Annotated in this window: 21 protein-coding genes and 2 pseudogenes; 14 read left to right on the top strand and 9 right to left on the bottom strand. The window is 66.3% G+C overall.

The window, feature by feature from the left end:
- Positions 1 to 355: 355 nt before the first annotated feature.
- Complete coding sequence (locus GSE44_RS19440; RefSeq protein WP_159350497.1) at positions 356 to 1,420, bottom strand: SDR family oxidoreductase; 1,065 nt, start codon at positions 1,418 to 1,420, stop codon at positions 356 to 358.
- A gap of 545 nt (positions 1,421 to 1,965) precedes the next feature.
- Between GSE44_RS19440 and fumC the strand changes: the two genes are divergently transcribed.
- The gene (gene fumC / locus GSE44_RS19435; RefSeq protein ID WP_159350496.1) at positions 1,966 to 3,387 is read left to right on the top strand and encodes a class II fumarate hydratase; all 1,422 of its coding nucleotides are present in this window, start codon (positions 1,966 to 1,968) and stop codon (positions 3,385 to 3,387) included.
- 336 nt (positions 3,388 to 3,723) lie between these two features.
- Here the strand turns inward: fumC and GSE44_RS26515 are convergent, their stop codons facing one another.
- A complete protein-coding gene (locus tag GSE44_RS26515; RefSeq protein WP_159350495.1) occupies positions 3,724 to 4,080 on the bottom strand; it encodes an acyl-CoA thioester hydrolase/BAAT C-terminal domain-containing protein in 357 nt (118 codons plus the stop codon).
- Here GSE44_RS26515 and GSE44_RS19425 point away from each other — a divergent pair.
- The 3 genes and pseudogenes from GSE44_RS19425 to GSE44_RS25810 form a co-directional block, all read left to right on the top strand.
- A complete protein-coding gene (locus GSE44_RS19425) occupies positions 3,998 to 4,612 on the top strand; it encodes a phytoene desaturase family protein (RefSeq protein WP_201306149.1) in 615 nt (204 codons plus the stop codon). The genes GSE44_RS26515 and GSE44_RS19425 overlap by 83 nt on opposite strands.
- Before the next feature lie 8 nt (positions 4,613 to 4,620).
- On the top strand, positions 4,621 to 5,595 hold the full coding sequence (locus GSE44_RS19420) for an amidohydrolase family protein (protein ID WP_159350493.1): 975 nt from the start codon (positions 4,621 to 4,623) through the stop codon (positions 5,593 to 5,595).
- Positions 5,596 to 5,715: 120 nt separating this feature from the next.
- Positions 5,716 to 6,778 (top strand): annotated as a pseudogene (locus tag GSE44_RS25810) (IS3 family transposase); the annotation flags it as partial.
- Positions 6,779 to 6,809: 31 nt separating this feature from the next.
- Here GSE44_RS25810 and GSE44_RS19400 read toward each other — a convergent pair.
- Positions 6,810 to 8,234 (bottom strand): M20/M25/M40 family metallo-hydrolase, encoded by a 1,425-nt coding sequence (locus GSE44_RS19400; RefSeq protein ID WP_159350489.1) that lies wholly within the window; start codon positions 8,232 to 8,234, stop codon positions 6,810 to 6,812.
- A 117-nt stretch (positions 8,235 to 8,351) separates the two neighbouring features.
- On the opposite strand from GSE44_RS19400, the gene GSE44_RS19395 reads away from it, so the two are divergent.
- The 7 genes from GSE44_RS19395 to GSE44_RS19365 are packed head-to-tail and all read left to right on the top strand — an operon-like array spanning position 8,352 to position 16,339.
- A complete protein-coding gene (locus GSE44_RS19395; RefSeq protein WP_159350488.1) occupies positions 8,352 to 9,875 on the top strand; it encodes an ABC transporter substrate-binding protein in 1,524 nt (507 codons plus the stop codon).
- A 7-nt stretch (positions 9,876 to 9,882) separates the two neighbouring features.
- On the top strand, positions 9,883 to 10,800 hold the full coding sequence (locus GSE44_RS19390) for an ABC transporter permease (protein ID WP_159350487.1): 918 nt from the start codon (positions 9,883 to 9,885) through the stop codon (positions 10,798 to 10,800).
- Position 10,801: 1 nt separating this feature from the next.
- Complete coding sequence (locus GSE44_RS19385) at positions 10,802 to 11,728, top strand: ABC transporter permease (RefSeq protein ID WP_159350486.1); 927 nt, start codon at positions 10,802 to 10,804, stop codon at positions 11,726 to 11,728.
- On the top strand, positions 11,725 to 12,723 hold the full coding sequence (locus tag GSE44_RS19380) for an ABC transporter ATP-binding protein (RefSeq protein WP_159350485.1): 999 nt from the start codon (positions 11,725 to 11,727) through the stop codon (positions 12,721 to 12,723). The genes GSE44_RS19385 and GSE44_RS19380 overlap by 4 nt, the downstream gene beginning before the upstream one ends.
- The gene (locus GSE44_RS19375; protein WP_159350484.1) at positions 12,720 to 13,727 is read left to right on the top strand and encodes an ABC transporter ATP-binding protein; all 1,008 of its coding nucleotides are present in this window, start codon (positions 12,720 to 12,722) and stop codon (positions 13,725 to 13,727) included. The genes GSE44_RS19380 and GSE44_RS19375 overlap by 4 nt, the downstream gene beginning before the upstream one ends.
- 9 nt (positions 13,728 to 13,736) lie before the next feature.
- A complete protein-coding gene (locus GSE44_RS19370) occupies positions 13,737 to 14,900 on the top strand; it encodes a M20 family metallopeptidase (RefSeq protein ID WP_159350483.1) in 1,164 nt (387 codons plus the stop codon).
- 50 nt (positions 14,901 to 14,950) lie between these two features.
- A complete protein-coding gene (locus tag GSE44_RS19365; RefSeq protein WP_159350482.1) occupies positions 14,951 to 16,339 on the top strand; it encodes a M20/M25/M40 family metallo-hydrolase in 1,389 nt (462 codons plus the stop codon).
- Here the strand turns inward: GSE44_RS19365 and GSE44_RS19360 are convergent.
- From GSE44_RS19360 to GSE44_RS19345, 5 genes and pseudogenes are all read right to left on the bottom strand, one after another.
- On the bottom strand, positions 16,328 to 16,930 hold the full coding sequence (locus GSE44_RS19360) for a c-type cytochrome (RefSeq protein WP_159350481.1): 603 nt from the start codon (positions 16,928 to 16,930) through the stop codon (positions 16,328 to 16,330). The two genes, GSE44_RS19365 and GSE44_RS19360, sit on opposite strands and share 12 nt — an antisense overlap.
- 273 nt (positions 16,931 to 17,203) lie before the next feature.
- Complete coding sequence (locus tag GSE44_RS25805; RefSeq protein WP_235924961.1) at positions 17,204 to 17,452, bottom strand: hypothetical protein; 249 nt, start codon at positions 17,450 to 17,452, stop codon at positions 17,204 to 17,206.
- A 122-nt stretch (positions 17,453 to 17,574) separates the two neighbouring features.
- Positions 17,575 to 17,832, bottom strand: a pseudogene (locus GSE44_RS26510) (LysR substrate-binding domain-containing protein); the annotation flags it as partial.
- A 128-nt stretch (positions 17,833 to 17,960) separates the two neighbouring features.
- Complete coding sequence (locus tag GSE44_RS19350) at positions 17,961 to 18,137, bottom strand: helix-turn-helix domain-containing protein (RefSeq protein WP_159350479.1); 177 nt, start codon at positions 18,135 to 18,137, stop codon at positions 17,961 to 17,963.
- Between the two features lie 139 nt (positions 18,138 to 18,276).
- Positions 18,277 to 19,533: a beta-glucosidase gene (locus GSE44_RS19345; RefSeq protein ID WP_235924960.1), complete on the bottom strand. Its 1,257-nt coding sequence runs from the start codon at positions 19,531 to 19,533 to the stop codon at positions 18,277 to 18,279.
- 811 nt (positions 19,534 to 20,344) lie between these two features.
- Between GSE44_RS19345 and glgX the strand changes: the two genes are divergently transcribed.
- Together glgX and GSE44_RS19335 are read left to right on the top strand one after the other, a co-directional pair.
- A complete protein-coding gene (gene glgX / locus GSE44_RS19340) occupies positions 20,345 to 22,585 on the top strand; it encodes a glycogen debranching protein GlgX (RefSeq protein WP_159350478.1) in 2,241 nt (746 codons plus the stop codon).
- Between the two features lie 670 nt (positions 22,586 to 23,255).
- Positions 23,256 to 24,464, top strand: coding sequence for an MFS transporter (locus tag GSE44_RS19335; protein WP_159350477.1), 1,209 nt, complete (start codon positions 23,256 to 23,258; stop codon positions 24,462 to 24,464).
- Positions 24,465 to 24,638: 174 nt separating this feature from the next.
- Here the strand turns inward: GSE44_RS19335 and GSE44_RS19330 are convergent, their stop codons facing one another.
- The gene (locus tag GSE44_RS19330) at positions 24,639 to 25,418 is read right to left on the bottom strand and encodes an SDR family NAD(P)-dependent oxidoreductase (protein WP_159350476.1); all 780 of its coding nucleotides are present in this window, start codon (positions 25,416 to 25,418) and stop codon (positions 24,639 to 24,641) included.
- A 339-nt stretch (positions 25,419 to 25,757) separates the two neighbouring features.
- Between GSE44_RS19330 and GSE44_RS19325 the strand changes: the two genes are divergently transcribed.
- Entirely contained in the window at positions 25,758 to 26,213 is a 456-nt protein-coding gene (locus GSE44_RS19325; RefSeq protein WP_159350475.1) for an SDR family NAD(P)-dependent oxidoreductase, read from the top strand.
- Positions 26,214 to 26,251 lie beyond the last annotated feature (38 nt).

Below are 26,251 nucleotides of genomic sequence, written 5' to 3'. Positions count from 1 at the left end.
GACCTCCAGCGGCTTGTGGCGCTGGCCCTGGCCGCCGTGGAGGTGACGCATGGAAGGTCGAGAAGGGAAGTGAAGACGCCCTGGCAGCTTCGCGGGCTGCCCTCAGTGCCGGCGTGCTGGCCGTGTCCTTGCGCCGGCGGGCGCTGCTTTGTTGCTGGCTTTGAGAGAGGCACGGGCGCCGGAATCAGGCGCCGCTCGCCCCATGGCGCGGCGTCCATGCGCGAGGCGAGGTTGGGCGTGCCGATCAGCGGCCTGGTGGTAGAACGGAACCCGCCCTGATGGAGCCAGGGCGGCGTTGTCAGGGGGGCTCGGTCACCGGCACCCTTATCTGCGGCGGTTCCGACTCAAAGCGGCGTCAGGGGATGATCCGGGCCTGTCGCAGCGTGGTGAACAGGTCGAAGAAGGCATCGTCCGTCGCCCGGTAATCGAGAAAGCCTAGCTTTCGGCTCTTGCTCATGTCGGTGACGACCTCGATTGGGCGGCCCAGATCGGCATCCGTGTGCCAGGCCGAGGCCAAACGGTTCAGGTCCGGCTCGGCAAGGTTGTGCCGCTGCGCGATCTCGCGCCAGGCCGGAGCGGCATCGGCCAACTGCTGCTCCAGCGGCGTGCCCTGGCCAGGGAAGGGGGCCGGCTGCAGGCCGAACCATTCGGCGATGCGGCTCCACATCCAACTCCAGCGGAAGACGTCGCCGTTGACCACGTTAAAAGCCTCGTTCCGCGCCGCCGGGGTGGTCGCGGCCCATTCCAGCTGGCGCGCCAACAGCCGGGCATCCGTCATGTCGGTCAGCCCGTTCCACTGCATCGCGGAGCCAGGAAACAGGAAGGGCCAGCCGGTCTCGCGGCACAGCGTGGCATAAGCGGCGAGGGTGACGCCCATGTTCATGGCGTTGCCGACGGCATAGCCGATGATGGTGTGCGGCCGGTGCACGCTCCAGCTGAAGCCGTCGCGCGCGGCGGCGGCGAAGACCTCGTCCTCCTGGGCATAGTAGAAATTCTCGATGTCCAGGCGCGGCTGGTTCTCGCGAAAGGGCGTGGCGGGCAGGCTGCCCTTCCCATACGCCTCGAAGGGCCCGAGATAGTGCTTCAAGCCGGTCACCAGCGCGACATGGGTCACGCCGCCGCCGGGTCGCAGCGCGTCCAGCAGGTTGCGCACCATGACGGCGTTCACGCGGATGTTCTCCGCCTCTGTGGGCTGGCGCAGCCAGGTGGTGATGAAGACATGAGTTGGGCGCTGGTGGCGCAGTGCCGCCTGCAGCCCGGCAGGGTCGAGCAGGTCGGCCGCGACTGGCCGTAGCCCCTCAATATCGCCCGGCGGGCGCCGCGCGAGGCCGCTGACCTGCCAGCCCTGGCCGAGAAGGCGCCGGGCCAGGTTGTTGCCCACGATGCCGCTGACGCCCGCGATCAGTGCCGATCCTGCCATGTTCCCAAACCTCACCTGCTCCTCCCAGGCCCGTAGGTAGGAGCCCCGGCACGGCGCGGCTAGGAGGCACCCCTCAGGGGCATAGTCACCTTACGGTGCCCCTCCATGCGCGAGAGGAGTCCGGAACTCCATGAGTTTGGTTGCGCGCCGTGGCGCATGCTGGAGCTGTGCAGCAGCTAATGGCCCCCATGGTGCTCCACGCGCTGCAACCGCTGGATGGCGGGACCTGCAGCACCGGTGATCTGCAGCGCAGCCTGCCCGGCATCAGCAAGAAGGCGCGACCGGTGACCGCAGGGTGGCGAGGCCGCGAGGGTCGCTGCGGTGGCAGCCTAAGATCCACGGAGCATGACGGAGCGCCCGCTGCGCGGCTTCCAGCCCTCCGCCTGCCCTCGTCGCTGCCGACGAACGCGCCTGCTGAGCTCGATCCGGCGGCCGAGAACCGATGGCTGCGCCGGGCGTTGTGCGCCGGGGCTTATCGGGTTCCATGATCCGACTGGGAACGCGAGCCGAATCCCCGGCGTGTCTGGCCCAAAGCGGAGGACAGGATGGTACAGGCGAGCAGGCCGGAGACAGGCTTCCGGACCGAGACGGACTCCATGGGCGAGGTTCAGGTCCCCGCCGACCGCCTTTGGGGCGCCCAGACGCAGCGGTCCCGCGTGAACTTCCCCATCGGCGTCGAGCGCTTTCGCTTCGGGCGGCCGGTGATTCGTGCCCTGGGCATCCTGAAGAAGGCCGCGGCGCTGGCCAATGCGGAGCTCGGTCAGTTGCCGCAGGAAAAGGCTGATCTGATCGCGCGGGCGGCACAGGAGGTGATCGACGGCCAGTGGGACGCCGAGTTCCCCCTGGTCGTGTTCCAGACGGGGTCCGGCACGCAGACCAACATGAATGCCAACGAGGTGATCGCTAACCGGGCCATCCAGATCGCGGGCGGCCAGCTTGGCTCGAAGAAACCGGTGCACCCGAATGACGACGTGAACCACAGCCAGTCGTCGAACGACACCTTCCCGACCGCCATGCACATTGCCGCGGTGGAGGTACTGTTCGACGTCACCATCCCAGCCGTGCGCCAGTTGCGCGACACCCTGGACGCTAAGGCCCGCGAGTTCGGGCAGGTGGTCATGGTCGGCCGCACTCACCTGCAGGACGCGACCCCGGTGACGCTGGGACAGGTGATCGGCGGATGGGTCGCCCAGTTGGATGATGCCGTCGCCACGATCGAGCACGCGCTGGCAGGCCTCTACCGCCTGGCGATCGGCGGCACGGCGGTGGGTACCGGCCTTAATGCGCACCCGGACTTCGGGAACACCGCCGCCCGGTGGATCGCGAAGGAGACAGGCAGGCCCTTCGTCTCCGCGCCCAACAAGTTCGCGGCGCTCTCCGCCCATGACGACCTGGTGAATGCCAGTGCGGCGCTGCGCACGCTGGCGGGCGCCCTGATGAAGATCGCCAACGACGTGCGCTGGTATGCCTGCGGCCCGCGTGCGGGCTTTGCCGAACTGCGGATCCCGGAGAACGAGCCCGGCTCGTCCATCATGCCAGGCAAGGTCAACCCGACGCAGAGCGAGGCGATGACCATGGTTGCCGTTCAGGTCTACGGCAACGACGCGGCCGTAGCCTTCGCGGGAAGCCAGGGCAACTTCCAGCTCAATGTCTACAAGCCAGTAATGGTGCATAACGTTCTGGAATCTGGTGAGCTGATCGCCGATGCCTGCCGTGCCTTCGACGAGCACTGCGCCCGTGGCATCGAACCGAACGAGGGGCGCATCCGCGAGCATCTGGACAACTCGCTCATGCTCGTCACCGCCCTCAACCCACATATCGGCTACGAGAAGTCGGCCAAGATCGCCATGACCGCCTATCGCGACAACTCGACCCTGCGCGAGGCGGCGCTGAAACTCGGCCATGTCACGGGCGAGCAGTTCGACCAGTGGGTGCGCGCTGAGGAGATGACGGGACCGAAGCCGTAGATTCTCCTGCCGGGAGCCCGCCGCCCCTGAGCCCACTTTCGCGGTTGCCGATGACTCCGCCGGGCCCAGCCCGAGTGAGCCGGCGGCCGCGAAGGAGGCACACATCCTGCATCGGGCGGCGTCCTTCTGCCGGAGGACTTTGGCGCTGGCCCGGGCGCCCAGAGAGGCGCCATCCAGCGGGAGATACTCGGTTGGAAGTAGCGCCCTCAGTAGATTCGCTGTCTCAGACGGCAAAGGGAGACAAGCAATGGACACCCTGAACTTCACGCCAACGCCGACGCCGCTACTGATGAAGCTGGCCGGTGTAAGGCACATCCAGGCCATGCGCGTCAGGCTTTACCCTGTGGCGGCGGATCGTAGGAACGACAGCATCGCAGGCCATGTTGTCTCGTTGGCCCCGGCATTGGCCTCGGCCGTACCGCCACCCGTGGTAATGACACCGCTGACCGGGTGAGGCCAGACGATGTGCGTCGTCGGCTGGTAGGGATGAGTGATGGCGTGGCCCGCTCCCTCGCAACGCAGATGAGCGTGCGGCCAGGGATGCTTTGCGGCAGTTAGGGCTTCCTCCACCATCTCTGCATAGCGCGTGCTCGGCCAGGACCCGTCGTCGGTGCCCGATATGGTCAGCACCGGACGGCGAATCCGCTCTACCGGAATGCGAGCTCGAACAATAGCCTCCGCGCAGTTCCGCATCGCGCCCTCGCTTGACTACCTCGAGGAAAGCCATTCGGACCTGCTGCTCGGCCGCATTGCTGAGAAGCCGGTCGCCTGGGGCCTTTGCCCCTCCCTCAGCTCGCCGGGGCTAGCGCCGCACGGCAAGCACGTGCTCAGCCTGAATGTTGGTACCGCGCCCTACCGGCTGAAGAGCGGGAATTGGAAGACGGAGCGCGAGGCGCTGGCCCGCCGCACCATCGCCGCCTGTGCCGAGTACATGCCCAACCTGCCGGACATCATCACTGACTGGCGCTGCCTCAACCCCGAGGATTTCGAGCGTGAGTTCGGGCTGGTCGGCGCCAACATGGTCCATGGCGACCTAGCGCCCTGGAACAGCTTCTGGATGCGTCCGCTGCCCGGGTTGCACGAGTACCGCACGCCCAGCCGGGGCCTCTATCTCTCCGGCAACGGAACCTGGCCGGGCAACTTCATTTCTGGCCTTTCCGGCCACAACGCTGCCCAGGCCGCGCTGGCGGACCTCCGCGCTGGTCTGTTGCACGAACGCGTCTGAAAGCTCCCATGAACCGCATTGCTCTCGACTGCCACGCGCATCTGGCGCCTATCCTGCCGGAGCGCCTCGCAGGGCTTCCCGGTGTCGAATGGTTCCCGGAGGAGCCACGCCTGCTACTGGACGGCAAGGTGACTCTCGCCACCCCTGCCGTCTTCCGGCCAGAGGCGCTGCTCGTCTGGATGGATGCCAACCGCATCGACCGCGCCTGGTTCTCCGTGCCCCCGCCGATGTACCGCGCCCACCTGGACGAGGCCGCAGCGCGCCAGTGGTGCGATTACGTAAACCCGGCCCTTGCGGAGATCGGCGCCCGTTATGCGGACCGGCTGGCGCCGAGCTTCCTTCTTCCCATCCGCCATCCCGCCCTGGCGGCGGAGATCGTAGGCGAGTTCGCGGCGCGCGGCGCTCGTTTCGCCATGGCGGCGGGACACGCCGCCTCAGGTCTCGTGCTGTCGGACGCCGCCTATGCGCCGCTCTGGGCTGCGCTGGACCAGGCTGGGGCCTTCCTGCTGCTGCACCCCACTGCGGGTCGCGATCCGCGCCTGGACCCCTTCTTCCTGCACAACCTGCTGGGCGGGCCGGGCGAGACGGCGCTCGCGGCCGCGCACCTCGCCATGTCGCGGGTGATCGAGCGCTTCCCGCGCATCCGCTTCATCCTCTCCCATGGCGGCGGCAGCGCAGCGATGGTGGCAGGCCGGCCCTCACGCGGCCAGGCCGTGCGGCGCCCCGGCGCGGACACGGGCGCACCACCCATGACAACCGCGTTCCGCCACTTCCTGGCGGACTGCATCACACATTCCGACGCCGCTCTGGCCCTCGCGGCCGAGACCTTCGGGCGGGACCACATCCTCTTCGGCTCCGACTGGCCTTTCTCGATGGGGCTTACCGAGCCCCACGAACAACTGGCGGGCGTCGCACCGGATCTGCGGAAGCAGGTCCTGGCCGCGGATCCGGAGCGGGTGTTGTCCGCAGCGTGGTCGCCTTGAGTCACTCGAGTGTTCACGGCCACCGGCATGTCGGTCCTCAGATGGGGGCCGGAAGCGGGCTGTCGGCCTTCGGGGAGCAAGCTTCAGCAGTTTGATGACGAGATTGCGCGTATAGCGGCTAGGAACTGCCGGGCGATCGAACTTGGCGCGGCATCTCGTTCGCGAGCTGCGCAGACTCGGGTGCCGACGGCGGCGGGACCACCGCTCCCGTCGCAGGCTGATCCAGCGTCGCAGAATGCCAAGCTCAGACGCTAGCTCGAGCGCACGCGGATGGAACGCGACGTGCAAAAAGAAGCCATCGGCATCTTCGCGGAGGTGCCGGGGTGAGGATCGGGTTCATCAAGCAGCGTGCGGCCGCCCACCCGGTGCGCCTCATCTGCCGCGTGCTCGATGTGTCGCCGAGCGGCTACTACGCTTGGCGGTCCCGCCCGGAGAGCCCGTGGGCTGCTGCCAACCGCCAGCTCCTCGTTGAGACCCGCCGCGTGGAGGCGCGCCACCAGGACCGCTACGGCAGTCCACGCATGTACGCCGAGCTGCGGGCAGAAGGCCACCGCTGCAGTCGCGGCCGCGTCGAGCGGCTGATGCGAGCGCATGGCATCCGTGCTCTTGCCGGCCGGCGTTTCCGCCCCTGCACCATCGACAGCCGTCACCTTCTCTCGGGCACACCGAACGTGCAGCAGCAATTCGTCGCTTCTGCCGCGAGCCGCGTCTGAATCGCCGACATCACAGACATCCCGACCGGCGAAGGATGGCTCTACTTGGCCACGATCCTCGACCTCGCGACGAGAAAGATCGTTGGTTGGACGATGAGGCTCCACATGCGCACTGAGCTGACGCTGGCAGCCCTGATGATGGCGGTGCAGCGGCAACGACCGGGCTGTGCGCTGATCTGCCACTCCGACCGTGGATCGCAATATGCAACCGAGGCCTATGCTGATTAGCCCGCCGCGATCGGTGCCGTCGCCTCCATGAGCGAACCGCCTGCTGCTACCACAACGCGCCCATGGAGAGCTTCTTCCACACGCTCAAGGTCGAACTCGTCCATCAGCGTCGCTGGGCGACGAGAGACGAGGCGCGCCGCGGCCTGTTCGCCTACATCGAAGGATATGACAACCGGGCTCGCATCCACTCAGCCCTCGAATACATTACACCTGAACGAGCCAAGACGCAGATGGCGAGCTAATCCCGCGTCCATGAGAACGGGGGACCCTCATTCAACTGCTGCCTCGTGCCGGTACGCGCCCCTCTCCGATGTCCCACCAGATGCCAGCCATCAGACTGAGACCTTCGCGGAGCAGAGGTGCCAGGGCGTGCTCGTCCGGGCCGTGCTGGTTGCAACCGGCGTAGCTGTTGGGGATCCACATCACTGGAACATTCAACTCCTCCTGGAAGATGTCCGAGGGATTGGAGCCCGATGAGTTCGGTATGATGTTCGGTGCACGGCCATAGGTGCGCTGCATGGACGCGGCGATCGCCTTCACCCAAGGATGATCCGGATCTGTCCTGGACGCGCTGAACATATCGCGCTCCATCACCGGCACGATCTGCACTTCCGGGAAGCCATGCGCGTCGAGGTGGCGCCGCAAGGCCGGCATGATGTCGTCACCCTTTACATCCACGGTGTGGCGCACCTGCAAGCGTGCGCGAGCCTCGGGCTGCACCGCATTGGTGGGGGCGTCGGGATGGCCCGTGATGAAGGAGAGGACAATCACGCTCGTCCAAGCGAAGATCCGCTCCGTCACGCTCATGCCGGGTTCACCCCAGCCAGGATCAGGTATCGGCGTCCCGGGCACGTCCTCAAGGACCAGGTTGTTGCACGCCTCGCGGACCGAGGGCGGCACGTTGGCAGGCAACCACCCGTCAACGAGGATGCGGCCCTCGCGCGTGACGATGCTGGCAAGGGCATGGGACAGGATGAAGCCGGGATCGGCGAGCACGCCGCCCCAGTGGCCCGAATGGGCGGCGTGATCCCGCAGCTTCACGACTAGGTCGAAAGCCACGCCACCCCGCGCGCCGAGCTTCAGATCCGGCAGGAAGGTAGCCTGGCGCGGGCCGTCGAGGCCGATGAAGGCGTCGGCCGAAAGCAACGCGGCATCGCGGCGCATGATGTCGCGCAGTCCAGGCGATCCGGCCTCCTCGCCTGTTTCGACGAAGATCTTGGCGTTGAAGCCGAGGCGGCCCCGTTCCTCGATCAGCGCGCGCAGCGCCTGGATCGCAATCAGGTGCTGGCCCTTGTTGTCCACCGTGCCGCGGCCATACCAGCGCTCCCCTTCTACCACCACCTTCCACGGGTCCAGGCCAGCGCGCCACTTCTCCGGCAGGCCACGCACCACGTCCCCATGGCCGTAGATCAGCACCGTCGGCAGCGCGGAGTCCTCGATGCGGCTGGCCAGCAGGACGGGCCCCCGATTCGGACGGGGATTTTCCAGAATGGTCGCTTCGAAACCCATGCCGTCAAGCTCGGGCGAGAGCGCGTCGGTGCAGTAACGGCGCAGCGCGTCGACGCTGTCCGGCATCTGGCTTTCGGATGGGACAGCGACCAGGCGTCGCAGCGAGGCGAGATATCGCCCATCGTCGAAATAGCCCTGGGCGCGTGCGATAGCGCCTTCCCGGCTGCCCTTGTCATTCCTGCCTGACATGTTTTGCCGCTTCTCCCGCTGCGTTCTCCTGGCCGATGGTTGCATTGCCAGGCAGGCTGTGAAAGCGTTGACAGCTCGTTTCCTGAATCTATCGTTCGTTGGGCGGGGGAGTATTAGATGGGGCTCGTCGCGCGCTTTTCCTTGGCTGCTACGCTGCTGTGCAGCCTTGCTGCCGTCGATGTCCAGGCTGGACCTGCGGATAACACGCTGCGCTGGGCTTCGGACAGCGAGCCTGCAAACATCATCCCTTACCAGAACACCGTCCGAGAAGGGGTGGTGATGGGCTACCTGATCTGGGATGCGCCCACCTACCGCGATCCGGCGACCGGGGAATACAAGCCGCATTTGGCTGAATCGGTCCGCATGGTGGATGACACCACCATCGAACTGCGCATACGCGAAGGTGTCGTCGCCCATAATGGCGAGGTGGTGGATGCGCAGGACGTCGCCGACACCGTCAACATCATGCTCGACCCGGCCAACCGGATCGTGAACTTCCAGCGCATCACCTGGCTATCGGGGGCCGAGGTGGTGGATTCGCGGACCGTGCGGCTGAAGATGAAAGAGTCCTTCGGGCCCTGGCAGGAGTACCTGACCAACGTTGTCATCATGCCGAGCGAGTATCTGAAACGCGTAGGCCTCGAGGGCATGGCCCGCGAGCCGGTTGGCACCGGCCCCTATCGCGTGACGGAGCTGGCGCCCGGGCGGCAGACGGTGCTGCAGCGCTTCGATCAGTACTTCGGCGGCGCCAAGGGCCAGCCGGCCATAGAGCGCCTCATCTTCCGCCGAATTCCGGAAGCAAATACCCGCATGGCTGAGCTGCTGACCGGCGGCCTGGACTGGATCTGGCGCGTCCAGCCCGATCAGGCGCGCAACCTTCGGAGCCGACGCAATCTCACCATCTCCAGCGGTGAAACCGTCCGCATAGTCTATATGTCCATGGATGCAGGCGGGCGGACCGGGCAGGAGAACAACCCGATGACGGACCTACGGGTGCGTCGGGCCATTTCCCACGCGATCGACCGGCCTGGCATTGTGCGCAACCTGGTGGGTGAGGGCGCGAATGTGCTGCACACCCCCTGCCATCCTGAGCAGTTTGGCTGCACCCAGGAAGGCATCACGCGCTATGATTATGATCCGGCGCGCGCGCGAGCCCTGCTGGCCGAGGCAGGCTACCCGAACGGCTTCGATGTTTCACTGCAGGCTTATCGCGATCGGTCCTGGGTCGAAGCGGTCATCGGCCAGCTTCGTGCGGTTGGGATCCGTGCACGGTTGGATTGGGTGCAGGCGGATACCTTCTCCTCGGATGTCCGGGACGGAAAGGTGCGGCTGAACATGGGTGCCTGGGGATCCACCTCGCTCTACGACGTGGCGGCTATCACCTCCTACTTCTTCAAGAACACGCCAAATGACATGGCACGCGACAGCGAAGTGGCTGCACTGCTGGAGCGCGGCGACCGCGCAACGGATCCGCAGGCCCGGATCGCGGCCTATACACCGGCTATCAGGCGCATCACCGAGCAGGCCTATTGGTTGCCGATGTGGACCTATCCGCTGACCTACGCCTTCAACAGCCAGCTGGAGTTCCAGCCATCGGCCGACGAGGTTCCCCGCTTCTTCCTTTCGCGCTGGAAGCGCTGAGGCACGTATGCTGCGTTTTGCGGCGAAGCGGCTTCTGCTGGCGCTGGCGGTTGCTTTCGCGGTTTCCGTCATTGCCTTCCTGCTGCTGCGGGCTTCCGGCGATCTGGCCGGCACTCTTGCAGGGGAAGAGGCCTCGCCCGAGGAAATCGAGCGTATCCGGACGCTCTACGGCCTGAACCGGCCCCTCGTGGTACAGTATGGCGAATGGCTGCTGCGCTCGCTCTCGGGCGATCTGGGTCGCTCGCTCTTCTACCCGGATAGCGTGGCGGCCTTGATCCTGGACCGGTTGCCCAATACGGCGATCCTGGCGAGCTTCGGGCTGGTCATCGCGCTGCTGCTTTCCATCCCGCTAGGCATGGTGGCGGCCTTGCGGCGCAACACCTGGATCGACCGTGCCGCCCTCGGGCTGGCGGTACTGGGTCAGGCCATGCCCTCCTTCTGGTTTGCGCTGCTGCTGATCTTCTTTTTCGGCCTCACCTTGGGCTGGCTGCCTGTGTCCGGTACAGACAGCCTGGCCAATTTCGTTCTGCCCGCCGTGGCGCTCGGCTGGTTTTCCACTCCCGTTCTGATGCGGTTGACACGTGCCGGAATGGTGGAGGTGCTGGCGGCCGACTACATCCGCACCGCGCATGCGAAGGGGCTGCCGGTGCGTGTGGTACTGGTGAAGCATGCGCTGCGGAATGCGGTGGCACCGGTGGTCGCCCTTGCCTCCGTGCAGTTTGGGAACATGCTGTCGGGATCGGTGGTGATCGAAACGGTCTTCGCTCTGCAAGGCATTGGCTATCTCGCCTGGGAGGCGATATCCCGGAAGGACTTCCCGGTGGTGCAGGGCATTTTGCTGGTTGTCGCGCTCTTCTATGTGCTGCTGACCCTGGTGTCGGACCTGTTGAACGCCTGGCTTGATCCACGGATCCGGGAGGGTTGAGATGGAGCCAATTCCCGCCGCTACCGCCATCGCCGAGGTAACTCCGGTCGAAACGCCCCCCGCAGCTTCGCTGGGGCGCCGGAGGTGGTCGCGCTGGCTGTCCAATCCGGGGCTGGTCATCGCGGCGCTCGTCCTTGCCGCGATCGCCTTGCTGGCGATCTTCGCGCCGCTGATTGCGCCGCATGATCCATATGCGCAGTCGCTCGATGCCCGCATCCTGCCGCCTGCCTTCGTGGATGCGGAGCGGGCGGACCCCGCCTATCTGCTAGGTACCGACAATCTCGGCCGGGACTACCTGTCGCGGCTGATTTACGGGGCGCGCATTTCGCTGCTGATCGGGTTCTTTACCATGCTCGTCTCGGGCACGATCGGTACGACGCTCGGCATCGCGGCGGGGTATTTCGGCGGCCGAACGGATACGGTCGTGTCCTTCCTGATCACCACGCGGCTATCCCTGCCAGTGGTGATGGTTGCGCTGGCCGTGGTGGCGGTGCTGGGCGGCTCGCTGGAGGTGGTGGTTCTGGTGCTGGGCCTATTGCTGTGGGACCGCTTCGCGGTGGTGATGCGCAGTGCCACCATGCAGGTGCGCGGGCGGGAATACGTCACCGCCGCCCGTGCCATCGGCTGCTCGGTGCCACGCATCCTGTGGAGCGAGGTGCTCCCCAATGTGGTCTCGGGTCTCGTCGTGATCGCCAGCTATGAGATGGCGCAGGCCATTTTGCTGGAGGCGGCGCTTTCCTTCCTGGGTCTGGGCGTGCAGCCGCCGCTACCTTCCTGGGGACTGATGGTGAGCGAGGCCAAGGAGCTGATGCTCTTCGAGCCATGGATGATCATGCTGCCGGGCATGGCCATATGCGTCCTGGTGCTGGCCATTAACCTGTTAGGCGACGGCATCCGCGACGTGACTGCGCCGGAGGGCCGCTCATGAGCGGGGCAGGGGACCTCTTGCTGGATGTCCAGGGGCTGGAGGTGGACATCCCGGTGGCGGGTGGCACGCTGCACGCGGTGCGTGGCGTGTCACTGTCGGCCCGGCGTGGCGAGACCCTGTGCATCGTCGGTGAATCCGGCTGTGGCAAGTCGCTCACCTCGCTTGCGCTGATGGGGCTGCTGCCGGCCAGTGCGAAGCGGCGGGCGGAGCGTCTATCCTTGGCGGGGGAGGATCTGATGTCGGCCTCGCCTCGCCGCCTGCGTGCCCTTCGCGGCGATCGCATGGCGATGGTCTTTCAGGACCCCATGACCTGCCTGAACCCGTCCCTGACCATTGGCGACCAGCTCACCGAGACCTTCTTGCGCCATGGCAAGGGCAACCGCCGCGCCGCGCGTGATCGGGCCGTGGCGCTGCTGGAGCGGGTGGGCATGGCGGCCGCGACGAACCGGCTGGGTCAGTACCCGCACCAGCTTTCCGGTGGGCTGCGTCAGCGGGTGGTCATTGCCATGGCGCTGATGTGCGGGCCTGACCTCGTGCTGGCGGATGAGCCGACCACGGCGCTCGATGCGACCATCCAGCTGGGCATCCTGCAACTGCTGGCAGAGCTGCAGCGGGAGATGCATATGGCACTGGTCCTGGTGACCCATGACCTCGGCATCGTCGCCCGCATCGCCGACCGTGTGGCCGTAATGTATGCCGGGGAGGTGGTGGAGGAGGGCCCGGCAAGCATCGTGTTCGGCGCCCCGCGCCATCCCTATACGCGCGGGTTGATGGATTGCATCCCGCAGCCGGGCCGAACGGCGCCGGGTACGCGGCTTGGCACCATTCCCGGGATGGTGCCTTCCCTGGTGGGAGATTTGCGCGGCTGCTCCTTTCGGGGCCGTTGTCCCTACGCCATGCCCGTTTGCGCCGAGCCAGTGGCGGTGCGTGATGGTCCGGATGGCCATGCCTGGCGGTGCGTGCTGCCCGGCGAGACCCTGGTGCGCGCGGCATGAGCGCCATCCCACCGATCCTCGAGCTTCGCGGCGTCCATAAGCGCTACACCGTGGGCGCGGGCATGCTGGCTCGCCGGCGCACGCTGACGGCCGTCGCTGGTGTTTCCCTGAAGGTCGATCGGGGCGAGGTGCTAGGCCTCGTCGGCGAGTCCGGCTGCGGCAAGAGCACGCTGGCCCGCATGATGCTCGGGCTGGAAGAGCCCAGCGAGGGAGAAGTGCTGCTCGATGGCCGCCCCATCGGCAGCCTTGGGCGGCTTGAACGGGGCCGGCTGGTGCAGCCGGTCTTTCAGGATCCCTATTCCTCGCTCAACCCGCGGCGAAATGTTGCGGCCATCATCGGCCTGCCGCTGGCCGTACATGGCGTCGGCACCGCCGCCGAGCGCCGGGATGCAGTGGAGGAGATGCTGGGTCTAGTAGGCCTGGCGCCCCGCCATGCGGAGGCCTTTCCGTCCCAACTCTCGGGCGGGCAGCGCCAGCGCGTCGCGATCGCGCGCGCCTTGGTGCTGCGCCCCACCTTGGTGGTGTGCGACGAGCCGACCTCGGCACTGGACGTGTCCGTCCAGTCGCAGATCCTGAACTTGCTGCTCGATCTCAGGGAGAAGCTGGGCCTTTCCTACCTGTTCATCAGCCACAACCTGGCCGTGGTGCAGATGCTCGCGGGACGAGTGGCGGCGATGTATCTCGGGCGGGTGGTGGAGGAGGGAGTGGCGGAGCGCGTGCTCGGCCATCCCCGCCATCCCTACACAGCGGCGCTGCTCGCCTCCGTCCTCACGCCTGATCCTTCGCTGGGCCTGCCGGAGATGCGGTTGGGCACTGCCTTCCCCAATCCGCTTTCGGTGCCCCCCGGCTGCGCCTTCCATCCGCGCTGTCCCGCCGTGTTCGACCGCTGCCCGCGCGAGGCCCCGGCCTTGCTGCCTTGCCCCGAGGGGGGGCGTGCGGCCTGCCATCTCGTCGAGCAGCCGGAAGGTGGCCCGCCACCAGCCGGACTGGTTCAAGCTGCCTGAAAGACCGCCATGAACGACGTCTCCACCGGCCTTCTGGCCTTCGACACGCCTGAGCGTTTCCTGGAGGGGCTGAATGCCTGGGTGGCGCTGGAAAGTCCCACTTCAGATCCCGGCGCGGTGAACCGGCTGATGGACCGCGTGCAGGCCGATTTTGAGGGTATCGGCGCAACGGTGGAGCGGGTGCCGGGCACGCAGGGCCGGGGCGACCACCTCGTCGTGCGTGCCCCTTGGAACGGGCTTTCGAACGAGCGCGGCGTGACGCTGCTCGCGCATCTCGACACGGTGCATCCGATCGGAAGCCTTGCGCTCAATCCGATCCGCACCGAGGACGGGCGCGCCTATGGTCCCGGCATCAACGACATGAAGGCGGGGGCTCATGCCTGCTTCGTCGCTCTGCGCCGGCTGGTCGAGGAAGGGCGGACCACGCCGCTGCCGCTGACCATCGTCTATGTCTCGGATGAGGAGGTGGGCAGCCAGACCTCCCAGGCACTGATCGAGGCGGAGGCGAAGCGCTCGAAACATGTGCTCGTGCTGGAAGCGGCGCGTGGCGGCGGACGGGTTGTCACCTCGCGCAAGGGGCTGGCACGCTACGATCTCGCGGTGCGGGGCGTTCCGGCGCATTCGGGCAGCGCGCACAAGGCTGGCCGCAGCGCGGTTAAGGAACTGGCTCACCAGATCATCGCTCTGGAAGGGATGACCGATTATGACCGTGGCATCACGGTCAGCGTCGGCATGGTGTCCGGGGGCACGGCAGCGAATGTGGTTCCGGAACACGCGACGGCCAGCATCGATCTTCGCGTGCCGACCATGGCCGATGCGAAGGAGATGGTGGCGAGAATCGAGGGGCTGGCTCCGGTTACCCCCGATGTCACACTGACGGTAACCGGCGGGATGAACCGCTTTCCCTATACGAAGCAGGAGCGGCCGGACGTGGCGGAGCTGTTCGACCATGCCCGCTCCCTGGCCGCCGGGATCGGCTTCGATCTGCAGGATCTGCCTTCGGGGGAGGGCTCGGGCGGATCGGACGGGCAGTTCTGCATCCCCTACGCGTCGGTGCTGGACGGGCTGGGGCCCTTTGGCGGGGCATCGCATACGAATGGCGAGTTCCTGGAGATCGTCACAATCGAGCCGCGCGGCACGCTCCTTCTGCATCTGCTGCAGACATTGAAGTGAGGACGAGGGCGGAAGGACGTGAACTGGCGAACGAGGAGTGGGTACTTGGCATGAGCAGCCGCGAGGGAGCCATCGCGCGAGCGGAGCGCTGCTTTGACGAGGGCCGCTATATCGCCGCGCTCCGCCGGCTGGTCGCTGTGCGCACGGAGAGCCAGCGGCCGGACTCCATGGCCGAGTTGCGCCGTTACTGCGAGGGGACCATCCCGGCGCTTCTCGACGGCATGGGCTTTTCCAGCACGGTTGTGGAGAACCCCAAGCCGGGCTTCGGGCCAGTGGCGCTGGCGACCCGCATTGAGGACCCGTCGCGCCCGACCGTGCTGATCTATGGCCATGGCGACGTGGTGCATGGCCAGTCCGGTCGGTGGAGCGAGGGGCTCGATCCCTGGTCGGTCGTCGAACGCGACGGTCGCTGGTACGGGCGCGGGGTCGTGGACAACAAGGGCCAGCACCTCATCGCAATCGAGGCGTTGCGCGCAATCCTGCAGGAGCGGGGGCGGCTTGGCTTCAACGCCAAGATCTTCATCGAGACGGGCGAAGAGGTGGGATCCCCCGGCCTGCGCGAATTGATAGCGTCGGAGCCGGACCGCTTCGCGGCGGATTTTTTCATCGGCCTGGATGGCCCCCGCCAGGCCCGTGCCGTGCCCGAGCTCCGGCTGGGCGCGCGAGGTGGCGTGGCCTTCGATTTGGTTGTGCAGCTCCGCGAGCATGCCGCCCATTCCGGGCATTGGGGCGGGGTGCTCGCCGATCCCGGCTTCATCCTCTCCCACGCCCTTTCCAGCATCGTCACGCGCGACGGCCGCATCCTCGTCGATGGTTGGACGCCGAAGCAGATTCCAGATGCAGTTCGCCGCGCCTGCGCAGGGCTGGTCTTCGAGGACATTCCAGGCCTGCCCCAGCCCGATACCGGATGGGGTGAGCCTGGCCTTTCCAAGGCAGAGCGGATCTATGCCTGGACAAGCGTCATTGTCCTCTCCTTCATCACAGGCCATCCCGACGCCCCCACCAACGCCGTGCAACCCGAGGCGCGCGCACGCTTGCAGGTACGGCACACGGTGGAAGTGGATGGCACAGAGATCATCCCGGCGCTCCGCCGCCATCTGGAAGCGACCGGGCTAGGTCAGGTGCGGGTGACTCCCGTGGCCGAGCGGGACACTTTCCCCGCAGGCCGCACTGATCCTGACAACGACTGGGTGACGTTCACAGCCGCGTCCTTGCAGCGCACAGCTGGACAGGCGCCGAATATGGTTCCCAACTCATCCGGCGGAAATCCGACGGAGGTCTTCCTGAGCGGGCTTGGTGCACCTGTGCTCTGGATTCCGAGCGGTTATGCCGGCAGTAACCAGCATGCGCCTGACGAACATGGCCTGCCCGAAATGCTCAGAGATGGGCTTCGGTTAATGACCGGAGTCTGGTGGGATCTGGGGGACCTAAGGGGCTGAAACTGCGGTAATTCCAACGGGGGAGCCTGTGTTGCCTTCGATTGGCTGTCTGGCAGACCCTAAAGCATGGCCCGCAGCGCGCCTCGCCTCGTAGGCAGAGGGCGTCAACATCGGCAAGGTCTTGAGGAAAGCCACCACTGCCCAGCGCTCGCGCTCGGCCATGCGAAACTTCCAGGCAGGCATCCCTGACATTTTGATACCGTTGGTGACCGCCCAGTAGATCTCACGTGCCGATCGGTCCCTCCCCGCGATCACCAGATTGGGCGGGGAGGGCATCATGCCGAGGCCGATCGCTCCCGGCGCGACGCCAGGCGCGCCGTGGCACGCTACGCAGTGCTGGTCGTACAGGACCTGTCCTGTCAAAACGAGATCAGCGTCCCCCAAATCTGGCGGCTGCGGCGCCTCGAGCGCTGCGTGTGCCCATATCGACTGGCGCCGCGCCGTCGTGAGCAGCCAATAGACCGGGGCGGTGTGCTGCCGTGTTGCCGCCACGTCATATATCCCGGAATAAACATAGGCCAGCAGGCTGACCGTTCCCAATGCCAGCAGCAATACGATGCCCAGGGATAGGCGCAGGAGCTCACGCCACATCTACTCCGCCTTCCTCGGGGTGCAGCGGCCTGCATTCGGTACCCGGGATGCTTCGGCCCGCCAACTGAAGCGGCCGGCCGTCCGCTCGGCCACTGGCTCGGCGCGTTGCGTGAACAGATGTACGGCGATGCCGAGCACATCGCTTTTGCTCGCATCCGCAATCTGTGCCTTTGTGCGAGCGACAGCCGCAACGGGACTTTGCAGGCAGCGAACCATTTCGGCCTCGGTGTTCGGGAAAACGCTGCCGGTTATCCGGCGGCGGGTAAGCGGCGGTCACATGAACCCGCGAGACTCCAAACCGTTTCCATCCTTCGTCAACCAGCGCCACTGGCAGGTGGGGGAGTTCTCATCCGTCGGCAATCTTTCCATTTCGGCCGCCGCTGCAATCTCCGTCAGCTGACGCAACAGGGCGGGGCGCGTCTCCCCCAGATCGAAGGGCAGGGCTGCGAGGGCCGGGTAGTGCGCGGAGAAGCGCAGCAGCGTGGAGGGTCGAATGCCTCGGAACCACCCCTTTCGCAGCATCGCCACCCACATCTGGACCGACCGGGTGAAGACGACGGTCCGTGGATACTCCAGATCGCGGCTATGGAAGACTTGCGAATTGAAAGCGCCGAGGATGCTGTCATAGGGCAGAATGGCCAGGGCTCGTCTACCAGACCGGCGAAGCTCACGCGGCGGCGAACCAGGAGGTTGCGCCTGCCTGCCATCGCGACCAGCGCGTCCTCGAAGAGCACCTCTGACCATATGTCGGGTTCCGCTCCCGCGTTCGCCACCTGGGTTGCGGCGAGGTCGAGGTCGCGCCTGCGCAAGCCTTCCAGCAGATCCTTGGCCTGCGCAACCTCCACCTGGAAACGCATGCGCGGGTGGCGTGCGGCGAGACGGTCGATGACGACCGAGATCAAGCGGTCATCGGCTCGGTCGCACCGACGCGCACCTTGCCCTGGGCAGGGTCCGCCAGGAAGCGGATCTCCTCGACCCCTTGTCGCAGCTCGTCCAGCATCGCCGCGCCGCGTTCGAGCAGGACGCGCCCTTAGGCACTCGGCGTGACGCCACGGGCGGAGCGGTCGAGGAACTGGACAGCAAGGCTGCGCTCCATCTCGGCGATCGTCTTCGAGATGGCTGGCTCGGACAGGGGCAAGCTTTCGGGGGCATGCGCCATACTCCCGAACCCCACCACCACCCGCAGCATGTGAAGGTCGCCCGGCAAGACCGGCTGGTGTCGACGGGCAATGAGCGCGTCCTGCCCTTGTTGGGGTAGCCCGGTCGCTGGCCGATGGGCATGGCAATGCGGAGATGCTCGCCCGCCGCCGAAAGACGACATTGTCAGCTTGGGATCCCAGATCTCGTTAGCGGCTAGAGAGGAAGGCTTCCACCAGGCGCTGTTGACGACTGAGCTCGTCGGCCAAGGGCTGGTGCACCTCGCGCCTGCCGTTCCGCAGCCCGATCTCGAAGAGGCCAACCGGGCTATATCGGCCGTCCTCCCAGAGAGGGTATGAGATCACCGGGTAGAGACAGATTCCCTCCAGTGGCAGGCCGGCACTCATCGCGGCGCGCATCTCCTCGCCGATGTAGCGCAGCCACTCGGCACGGGCATCGCCTTCGATGCTGGTTTCCGCCAGGAGGATGGAACGGCCATACCGCTCGTAAACTTTGGTGATCAGTTCCCGGGGTGGCCTGTGGCCCTCTTCGCCTGGACGCAGGGTTCGCCCTTCGAGCTCCCATTGATTGTCCCAGTAGTAGTTTACGCCGATCACATCGAGCAGCTCCGGGCCACCGCCCAATTCCGGATCGCGCCTCCCGCAGAGCATGTCCCAGGCCTCGAACTGCATCTCGTGATGGGCCCGCGCGATCTCGGGGGCTTGGCCCTTTTGAGGGACGACGCTGATCATGGGATCAATGGCCAGGAAGCGCGCCTCTGGTGCGGCCTCTCGGACCGCGAGGGTTCCCGCGATGGTCGCCCGGACGAGCTGGTGCTTCAGCTCGCCGGCGCGCCCGGCCGCCGCAGGCCGCATCAGCCCGCGGTCGCTGCCCGCCCAGGTCATGAATGAGATCTCGTTGATCAGGCAGAGCAGGGGCGGCTGCCCGGTTTCTTGCAGATGGAGCTCCGCGAAGCTGCGGGCATAGCGGGCAAAACGCTCCACGAAGGCGGCAGAGAAGATGTCGAGATCATCCGGCCAGCCGTAGTGGCAGAGGTCCCAGGCCACCTGTGTGGCCGTGCTCACCGCCGCGCGCAGCATGGGTAGGACTGAGCTCCAGTCATACTGGCCGGGTGAGGTTTCCACGAGATGCCAGCGCACCCCGTCTCGCGCCGTCCGGATGCCGTGCGTTGCCAGCTGCAGGTAATCCTGCACGACATAGGCGTCGTGTTGCGTGCTGGCGAGGAGGTCGAGCCGAACGCCATCGCCCCGGCGGTGGGTGGAGCATTCGAAACCGCCGAGAAAGAAGCTTCTGAAGAGCCTCGGCCTGAACTTATCGCCCGGCGGCCCGGGATCGGTACTGGGCGGACCGCTCGGCAGGGGGGCCGCCGAAGCGGCCGATCTTGCGAGAATGGCAGCCGGAACTGCGGCCAGCAGGTCTCGGCGCAAGGTGACGGGGGGCGGCATCAGGGCCTCCGTGAACGGTAAGTGGCTTCTAAGCCGTAACGCGTCCGCGGCAGCACCAGTGCGACTCTTCCGGGAGGAGTGACACAAGAGCCTCCGTCCGCTCAGGCTGCACGTCTTCGCGATGTGCCGGCTGCGTCCGAGGGAGGACGACGCGCGTCCGGCAGACCGTCAACCGCGTTCTCCGTCGCTGTCCATTTCGCCGCTCTGATGATGGGGCGTCCTGGAGCAGGTCGGGGTTTCGCTCCCGCGGCGGGCTCAATCATGGCAAGAACGGCTGCGGTGACGGTGCCGTGGCGGATCTCGGTTGCGGTGGCCCAGGTGGCTGGGGATGACCGGCGAGGGCGGGAAGCGGAAGGCACGCGGCCGTGGCGCATCAGCGCCCTCAGGAGCGTGCACTTGCCAGCGTTCCGTGAGGCGAACAGCACGAGGGGCGCGGCTGGAGACGGGCTTGCTCCCAGCCGCGCCACGGAAAGCGCCTGCTCCAGCGCCATGGCCGCCTCAGCCGACGGGGCATGGCTTCGCGCGGAGCATGGGCGACACCGTGGGGTTAGGTGGGTGGTGACCGCGAATTTCCGCGCGGCGCATCCAAGCCTAGCCGGTCCATAAAAAAATCGCCCACAGAGAGGGCAGTGGGCCAGGAATGCCACCGGGGCCTCCGCAGATGGTTAATAGCCGCGGAAACGGGCTGCGGATCCGGGTGTCGCAGCCCGTCCGAAAAAACATGGCAGGGTACGACAGGAAGGGCCTGACCGCACGGAAACGGAAGGGCTCCACCTCTGTTCTGCTGCGAAGGATAGGAAGGGCCATAAGAATGGACGCTCGGATCGGTATGCCGGCGCCGCAGGTGATGCGTCGGTCACGCATTCGCGAGGGGCATAGCACGCCACTCGGTGCGACCTGGGACGGGGTCGGGGTCAATTTTGCGCTGTTCTCAGCCCATGCGACGAAGGTGGAGCTTTGCCTGTTCGATCAGGCAGGCGAGCAGGAGCTTGAGCGCATTGAGTTGCCCGAGTTCTCTGATGAGGTCTGGCATGGCTATCTTCCGGACGCTCGCCCGGGAACGGTGTATGGTTATCGCGTCCACGGCCCCTACGAGCCCGAAGCGGGGCACCGGTTTAACCCGAACAAGCTGCTGCTCGATCCCTATGCACGGACGATCATCGGCGACTTGACCTGGGGGCCGGAGGTCTTCGGCTACCGTCTTGAGACGGAAGACGACCGCACCTTCGACGAGCGCGACAGCGCGCCCCTGGTGCCGAAATGCCGCGTCATCGATCCTGCCTTCACCTGGGGACGCGAGCGCGGCCGGGCCGTGCCCTGGGACCGCACCATCATCTACGAGACCCATGTGAAGGGCTTCACTCGCCTACACCCGGCCCTGCCAGAGGCTATGCAGGGCACTTATGCCGGCCTCGCGGCCCCAGAGGTGGTGGATTACCTGCGCGACCTCGGCATCACCTCGGTCGAGCTGCTGCCCGTGCACACCTTCATTAATGACAATTTCCTGCTGGAGCGGGGACTCACCAATTATTGGGGCTACAATTCCATCAGCTTCTTTTCGCCGGCGCGCCGCTATGCGCGCGACCCGGCCTTCGCCTTTGCCGAGTTCAAGGAAATGGTGGCCCGGCTGCACGAAGCCGGTCTCGAGGTGATCCTGGACGTGGTCTACAACCACACCGCCGAAGGCAATGAACGCGGCCCGACCCTGTCCTTCAAAGGGATCGACAACGCCAGCTACTACCGGCTGTTGCCTGATCAGAAGCGCTACTACATCAACGATACCGGCACCGGGAATACGCTTAACCTATCGCATCCGCGCGTCCTGCAGATGGTGACGGACAGCCTGCGCTACTGGGCCACTGAAATGCGCGTGGACGGGTTCCGCTTCGATCTCGCGACCATCCTGGGCCGCGAGCCCTATGGCTTCGATGAAGGTGGCGGCTTCCTGGACAGCTGCCGCCAGGACCCGGTGCTCTCACGCGTCAAGCTGATCGCCGAGCCCTGGGACTGCGGCCCGGGCGGATATCAGGTGGGTGGCTTCCCCCCGGGCTGGGCCGAATGGAACGATCGCTTCCGCGACACGGTCCGGGCTTTCTGGCGCGGCGATGAAGGCCAGGTGGCGGAACTCGCCGCCCGCCTGACTGCCTCGGGCGACAAGTTCAACCGCCGCGGGCGCAAGCCCTGGGCCAGCGTGAACTTCATCACAGCGCATGACGGCTTCACCCTGAATGACCTTGTCTCTTATGACGAGAAGCACAACGAGGCGAATGGAGAGGAGAACCGCGACGGCCATTCCCATAACCTGTCCTGGAACCACGGCGCTGAGGGGCCCACCGAGGATCCCGAGATTCGCGCCATGCGCGAGCGCCAGAAGCGCAACATGCTGGCGATGCTACTGCTCTCCCAGGGCACGCCCATGATCCTGGCTGGCGATGAGTTCGGCCGCACCCAGCAAGGCAACAACAATGTCTATTGCCAGGACAACGAGCTCAACTGGGTAGACTGGGCCGGCATCGGCGAGGAAGGTAAGGCCCTGGCCGCCTTTACGCGGAAGCTGATCGCCCTGCGTCAGACCTTCCCCTTGCTGCGCCGCGGCCGCTTCCTCACCGGTGCCTATAACGAGGAAATCGGCGTCAAGGATCTCGCCTGGCTCACCCCCGCCGGAACCGAGATGGAGCCGGAATACTGGGAGGATCCGAACACGCGCTGCTTCGGCATGCTGCTCGACGGAAGGGCGCAGACCAGCGGGATCCGCCGGCCCGGCTCCGATGCCACGCTGCTGCTCATCGCCAACGCACATCATGACGTGGTGGAATTCGCGCTTCCTGATCCGACTGCGGGCCGACGCTGGATGCTGCTGGTGGATACCAACCGCCCGGAACTGGATGAGCCGGAGGCCTTTGAGCCTGGCCATCCCTATCTGGTCACGGGCCGATCGCTGCTCCTCTTCGTGCTATGGCCCGAGCGCGGCGGCGGCTCCATTCTTGCCGCCGCCCGTGGAGCGCTGCTGGCGGGCACGGCGCCACCAGCCATGCCAAGTGAAGGGGGCTAGAATTGCGACGCTCCTGAGACAGAGGGAAAACTGCCTGTCGCAGGCTTTCTGACCGGATGGTGCAGTCGCCCGCACTAGCGTCGATTAGCCAGGGTGGCGGCAGGGTTGGAATGAAGGTCTGCGGCAGCCGGTGCAGCCGCAGACCTTCCACGTCCTGGATGACGGAAGGTTTGAAACGAACGTCTCACCGCCGACGTGCCCGCGCCGCTCATGAAAACCGAGGTCGACCCGACGCTGGGCTCTTCTTGTCACCCGTCCCGGCGCGGGCAGACAAGCCAAGAGCGGTGTCAAGCAAGCCTGACCGATGCTCATCGCCGTAAGATCCTGGGGCGGGCCGCTCGAGCACCTGTGGTGGCGCTGGTAACCTCGTCCTGTCGCAACACCTGGAGTCTGGGCCACGCGGTGCCGAGAGTGGACTGCTGGCCTGGGACAACTACTTCCCAAACCTGCACCGAAGCAGTCGTGAATGCCCTGCGACAGGGCTTGGCGTCGGCTCCAGGTGGACGAACGCCTCTGATGCGGCGTTGCAAACGCTTCTGGTCCAAAGACCCCCTTCAATGGAGGAACGGCACCTAGGCTACCCGCCCAGATCCCGGCACAATCGCCGCAAGGCTCGGCCGCGTGTAGAATCGGGCGGGCGGAAGGGTGGAAGCGGATATTGAGATTGCCGTTGTGGGTTAGCGCCCTGATCGCGACCCTGATCGTTCAGACCGTCAGCTCCTTCGCCACCATTGCCATCCCGCTGCTGGGCCCGCCGCTGATGGCGCGTGCCGGCCTGCCGCTGGAGAGCATCGGCCTCGTCTCCGCCATGACGTCGGCCGGTATCTGCTGGTGCCTGGCCTCCGGCGGACCGATGCTTGGCCACCACGGGCCAGTCCGAACGCTGCAGATCGGCTTGGCTTGCACTGCGCTCGGCCTACTCATGCTGTCACAGCCCCTGGGGCTACTCGGACTGCTCGGCGCCCTGGCGATCGGCTTCGGCGCCGCCCCCAACACGCCGGCAGGCAGCCAGATACTGGTCCGTGCCGCTCCACCCCGGCATCGTACGCTGATATTTTCGATCAAGCAGGCTGGCGTTCCCCTGGGCGGCGCCTTGGCCGGGCTCGTGCTGGCGCCGCTGGTGCTGGCGCAGGGCCTGTCCGCCGCATTGGGGGCCGTGATCGCCGTGACCTTGCTCACGATCCTGGCGGTGCAACCCTTCCGCCGGCGCCTGGATGGAGAGAGAGGTGCTGCGCAGCCAGGCTGGGCGCGCGCGCTGCTTTCGCCGGCGGCGCTGGCGCGATCCGTCAGCATCCTCCGCGCGCATCCCTCTTTGCCGCTGCTGACCGTCCTCGGCGCTTCTTTCTCGGTGATGCAGTCTTGCCTGATGGCTTTCACCGCGACCTATGTGGTCACCCGCCACGCCGCCTCCCTGGCCGAGGCCGGACAGATTGTCGCGCTGATGCAGGGCGCCAGCATGGTCGGTCGCGTTGCCATGGGCTGGGTGGCCGACCGCATGGGCGGTGCCTTGCGACACCTGGCCATGCAGGCCGTGGTCTCGGCCCTGGCGGTCGCGCTTCTGGTCGCCGCCGGCAGCCAGGGCTCCTGGGCGCTCTATGGATGCGCAGCGCTGGCGGGTTTCACCGCCATTGGTTGGAACGGCGTGCACATGGCGGAACTTGCGCGCGTTGCGCCGATGCATTTGGTCAGCGACGTGACCTCGGCAGCCAGCCTCTTCGGCTTTGCTGCATCAATCTGCGGGCCGCTGGCCTTCACACTGACCGTGAACTGGCGCGGCAGCTACGGCCTGGCCTTCCTCCTCGTCGCGGCCCAGCTGGCCGCCTTTGGGCTGGCCAGCCTAGTCTTCCTGCGGCGCGACGCATCCAGGCCCGGAGGCTGACTCCTGGGTCTCAAAACTGGTTTGAGAACCGGCAGAGACGGCCCAGCCGGAGTTCCGAGCCGGGCAACAGGCCAGCAACCACGGCTTCACCTTTCATGTCGGCCGGAGAGCTCAGGACGGGACGTAGCTTCCATGCGGCAAAGCTCCTTCTGGGCGAAGCCAGCCTGTGGCGCTTCAGCGTCTGGGCAGCAGGGTCTGCAGCGCCTGCGCTACCGCGGCACGCACCAAGGCAGGAACGGTCAGCACCGAGCCGCTGACCGCACCTAGCACCAGCGTCCGCTGCCGCCCCAGCGCAACCAGCGCCTGGCTGGCCACATGGGCTGGGTCCTGCGCGCCAGGCGGGTTGCGCCCGTAGCCGGAGCGCTCGCTGAAGCGAGTGCGCGTGGCGGTGGGGCAGAGTGCCAGGATGTCCACGGGGCGGGCGGAGAGTTCCGCGGCCAAGGCCTCGGTCAGCGACAGGTCGAAGGCCTTGGTGGCGGCATAGGTGGCCAGCCGCGGCACCGGCAGGAAGCCCAGGCCGCTGGACACCACGATTAATCCGGCGCGGCGCCCCTCCGCCTCGGCGTGAATGAGCATGCCGGGCAGCAGCCGGCGCATCAGCACGAGCGGCGCCATGGCGTTGAGCGACACGGTGTTGCGCAGATCAGCCTCGGGTGCGGACAGAAAGTCACCGAAGGGGCCGAAGCCGGCGTTGCAGATGAGCAGATCGGCGGCGAAGGGCGCGGCTGCAGCGCAAAGTGCGTCGAGACCCTTATCGCTCGTCAGATCGGCGGAGACGGTTTCCACCCGCCTTCCGGAGGCGCCGTCTCCGAGCGTCGTCGCGAGGCGGCCCAGCGCCTCCTTGTTTCGTCCAGTCAGCAGGAGGTCGGTCGTGGTGGGCAAGGCACGAGCGAAAGCCTCGCCGATGCCGCTGGTGGCTCCAGTGATCAGCGCTGCGCGGAAGGAATGCCCCATAGGTGCCTCAGGGTGGTGAGTAGGTGGCCAATGAGAGAAACAGAGCGGCGGCGCGGAAGTTCCGACGGGCCGAGCGAAGGGCACGCCCGCCCGCCGTGGAGGCGCTAACGGCCGGCTCATCCTGCCAAACCATCGGAAGCACCTTACAAGAGCTTCCGATAGTTGCCTTAACACCCGAGGGGCACGAGCCGCTGGTCCGGCTCAAGCATGGCGTGCGTCGCAGCGCTCGAGCGGCAGCGAGCTCCGGCTGCAATACCGGACCCGTTTCCAGCGCCGCGCCATGGGAGGGATCAGTGACCAGCCAAAGCAGCAGCGGACACCCTCGGCGTAGAGTCGCAAATGCAGCCGAAGCCAGATCACGGCGAGACAAGCTACAGGGGCTGCGACAAGCTCGTCGGCAAGGCGGCCGTGATCACGGGCGGCGACTTAGGAATCAGCCGCGCGGTCGCTATCGCATACGCACGTGAGGAAGCGGACGTTCTCATTTCGTACTTGGACGAGGAGGACGATGCGCGGGAGACGCAGCACTGGGTCGAGAAGGCGGCGCGTAAATACGTGCTGGTTCCGGGAGAAACCGCCGACCCTGCACACTGCCGCACCACTGTCCAGCGACCCATCGATGGGTTCGCCCGGTTGGACATTCTCGTCAACAACGCCGCCTTCCAAAGGCTTGCCGTTGCTCCACGGGGCGTGCTTCAGAGACGTGGCCTAGCATTACAGTTGCGTCTTTCCTCGATCTCTGAATCCATGGGTGATCATGGTTCAGGGGACGTGGATGAGGGGCGCTTCGATTGAGACGGTGCTGGAGCTCTGGGCATCGTCATTGCGCGAGA

The organism is Muricoccus harenae (assembly GCF_009848505.1).
GTDB lineage: Bacteria > Pseudomonadota > Alphaproteobacteria > Acetobacterales > Acetobacteraceae > Roseomonas > Roseomonas harenae.
The sequence above is the reverse complement of the archived record's forward strand: the minus strand, read 5'-3'. Positions and strand labels throughout refer to the sequence as shown.

What these genes read in the sequence shown, in the direction of transcription:
- GSE44_RS19370 (WP_159350483.1), top strand. Translation starts at nt 13,737, where the DNA reads ATGAACGACGTCTCCACCGGCCTTCTGGCCTTCGACACGCCTGAGCGT.
- glgX (WP_159350478.1), top strand. Translation starts at nt 20,345, where the DNA reads ATGGACGCTCGGATCGGTATGCCGGCGCCGCAGGTGATGCGTCGGTCA.
- GSE44_RS19345 (WP_235924960.1), bottom strand. Translation starts at nt 19,533, where the DNA reads ATGCCGCCCCCCGTCACCTTGCGCCGAGACCTGCTGGCCGCAGTTCCG.
- GSE44_RS19375 (WP_159350484.1), top strand. Translation starts at nt 12,720, where the DNA reads ATGAGCGCCATCCCACCGATCCTCGAGCTTCGCGGCGTCCATAAGCGC.
- GSE44_RS19360 (WP_159350481.1), bottom strand. Translation starts at nt 16,930, where the DNA reads ATGTGGCGTGAGCTCCTGCGCCTATCCCTGGGCATCGTATTGCTGCTG.
- GSE44_RS26515 (WP_159350495.1), bottom strand. Translation starts at nt 4,080, where the DNA reads ATGCGGAACTGCGCGGAGGCTATTGTTCGAGCTCGCATTCCGGTAGAG.
- GSE44_RS25805 (WP_235924961.1), bottom strand. Translation starts at nt 17,452, where the DNA reads ATGCTGCGAAAGGGGTGGTTCCGAGGCATTCGACCCTCCACGCTGCTG.
- GSE44_RS19420 (WP_159350493.1), top strand. Translation starts at nt 4,621, where the DNA reads ATGAACCGCATTGCTCTCGACTGCCACGCGCATCTGGCGCCTATCCTG.
- GSE44_RS19380 (WP_159350485.1), top strand. Translation starts at nt 11,725, where the DNA reads ATGAGCGGGGCAGGGGACCTCTTGCTGGATGTCCAGGGGCTGGAGGTG.
- GSE44_RS19390 (WP_159350487.1), top strand. Translation starts at nt 9,883, where the DNA reads ATGCTGCGTTTTGCGGCGAAGCGGCTTCTGCTGGCGCTGGCGGTTGCT.
- GSE44_RS19365 (WP_159350482.1), top strand. Translation starts at nt 14,951, where the DNA reads ATGAGCAGCCGCGAGGGAGCCATCGCGCGAGCGGAGCGCTGCTTTGAC.
- GSE44_RS19440 (WP_159350497.1), bottom strand. Translation starts at nt 1,420, where the DNA reads ATGGCAGGATCGGCACTGATCGCGGGCGTCAGCGGCATCGTGGGCAAC.
- fumC (WP_159350496.1), top strand. Translation starts at nt 1,966, where the DNA reads ATGGTACAGGCGAGCAGGCCGGAGACAGGCTTCCGGACCGAGACGGAC.
- GSE44_RS19400 (WP_159350489.1), bottom strand. Translation starts at nt 8,234, where the DNA reads ATGTCAGGCAGGAATGACAAGGGCAGCCGGGAAGGCGCTATCGCACGC.
- GSE44_RS19385 (WP_159350486.1), top strand. Translation starts at nt 10,802, where the DNA reads ATGGAGCCAATTCCCGCCGCTACCGCCATCGCCGAGGTAACTCCGGTC.
- GSE44_RS19325 (WP_159350475.1), top strand. Translation starts at nt 25,758, where the DNA reads ATGCAGCCGAAGCCAGATCACGGCGAGACAAGCTACAGGGGCTGCGAC.
- GSE44_RS19395 (WP_159350488.1), top strand. Translation starts at nt 8,352, where the DNA reads ATGGGGCTCGTCGCGCGCTTTTCCTTGGCTGCTACGCTGCTGTGCAGC.
- GSE44_RS19330 (WP_159350476.1), bottom strand. Translation starts at nt 25,418, where the DNA reads ATGGGGCATTCCTTCCGCGCAGCGCTGATCACTGGAGCCACCAGCGGC.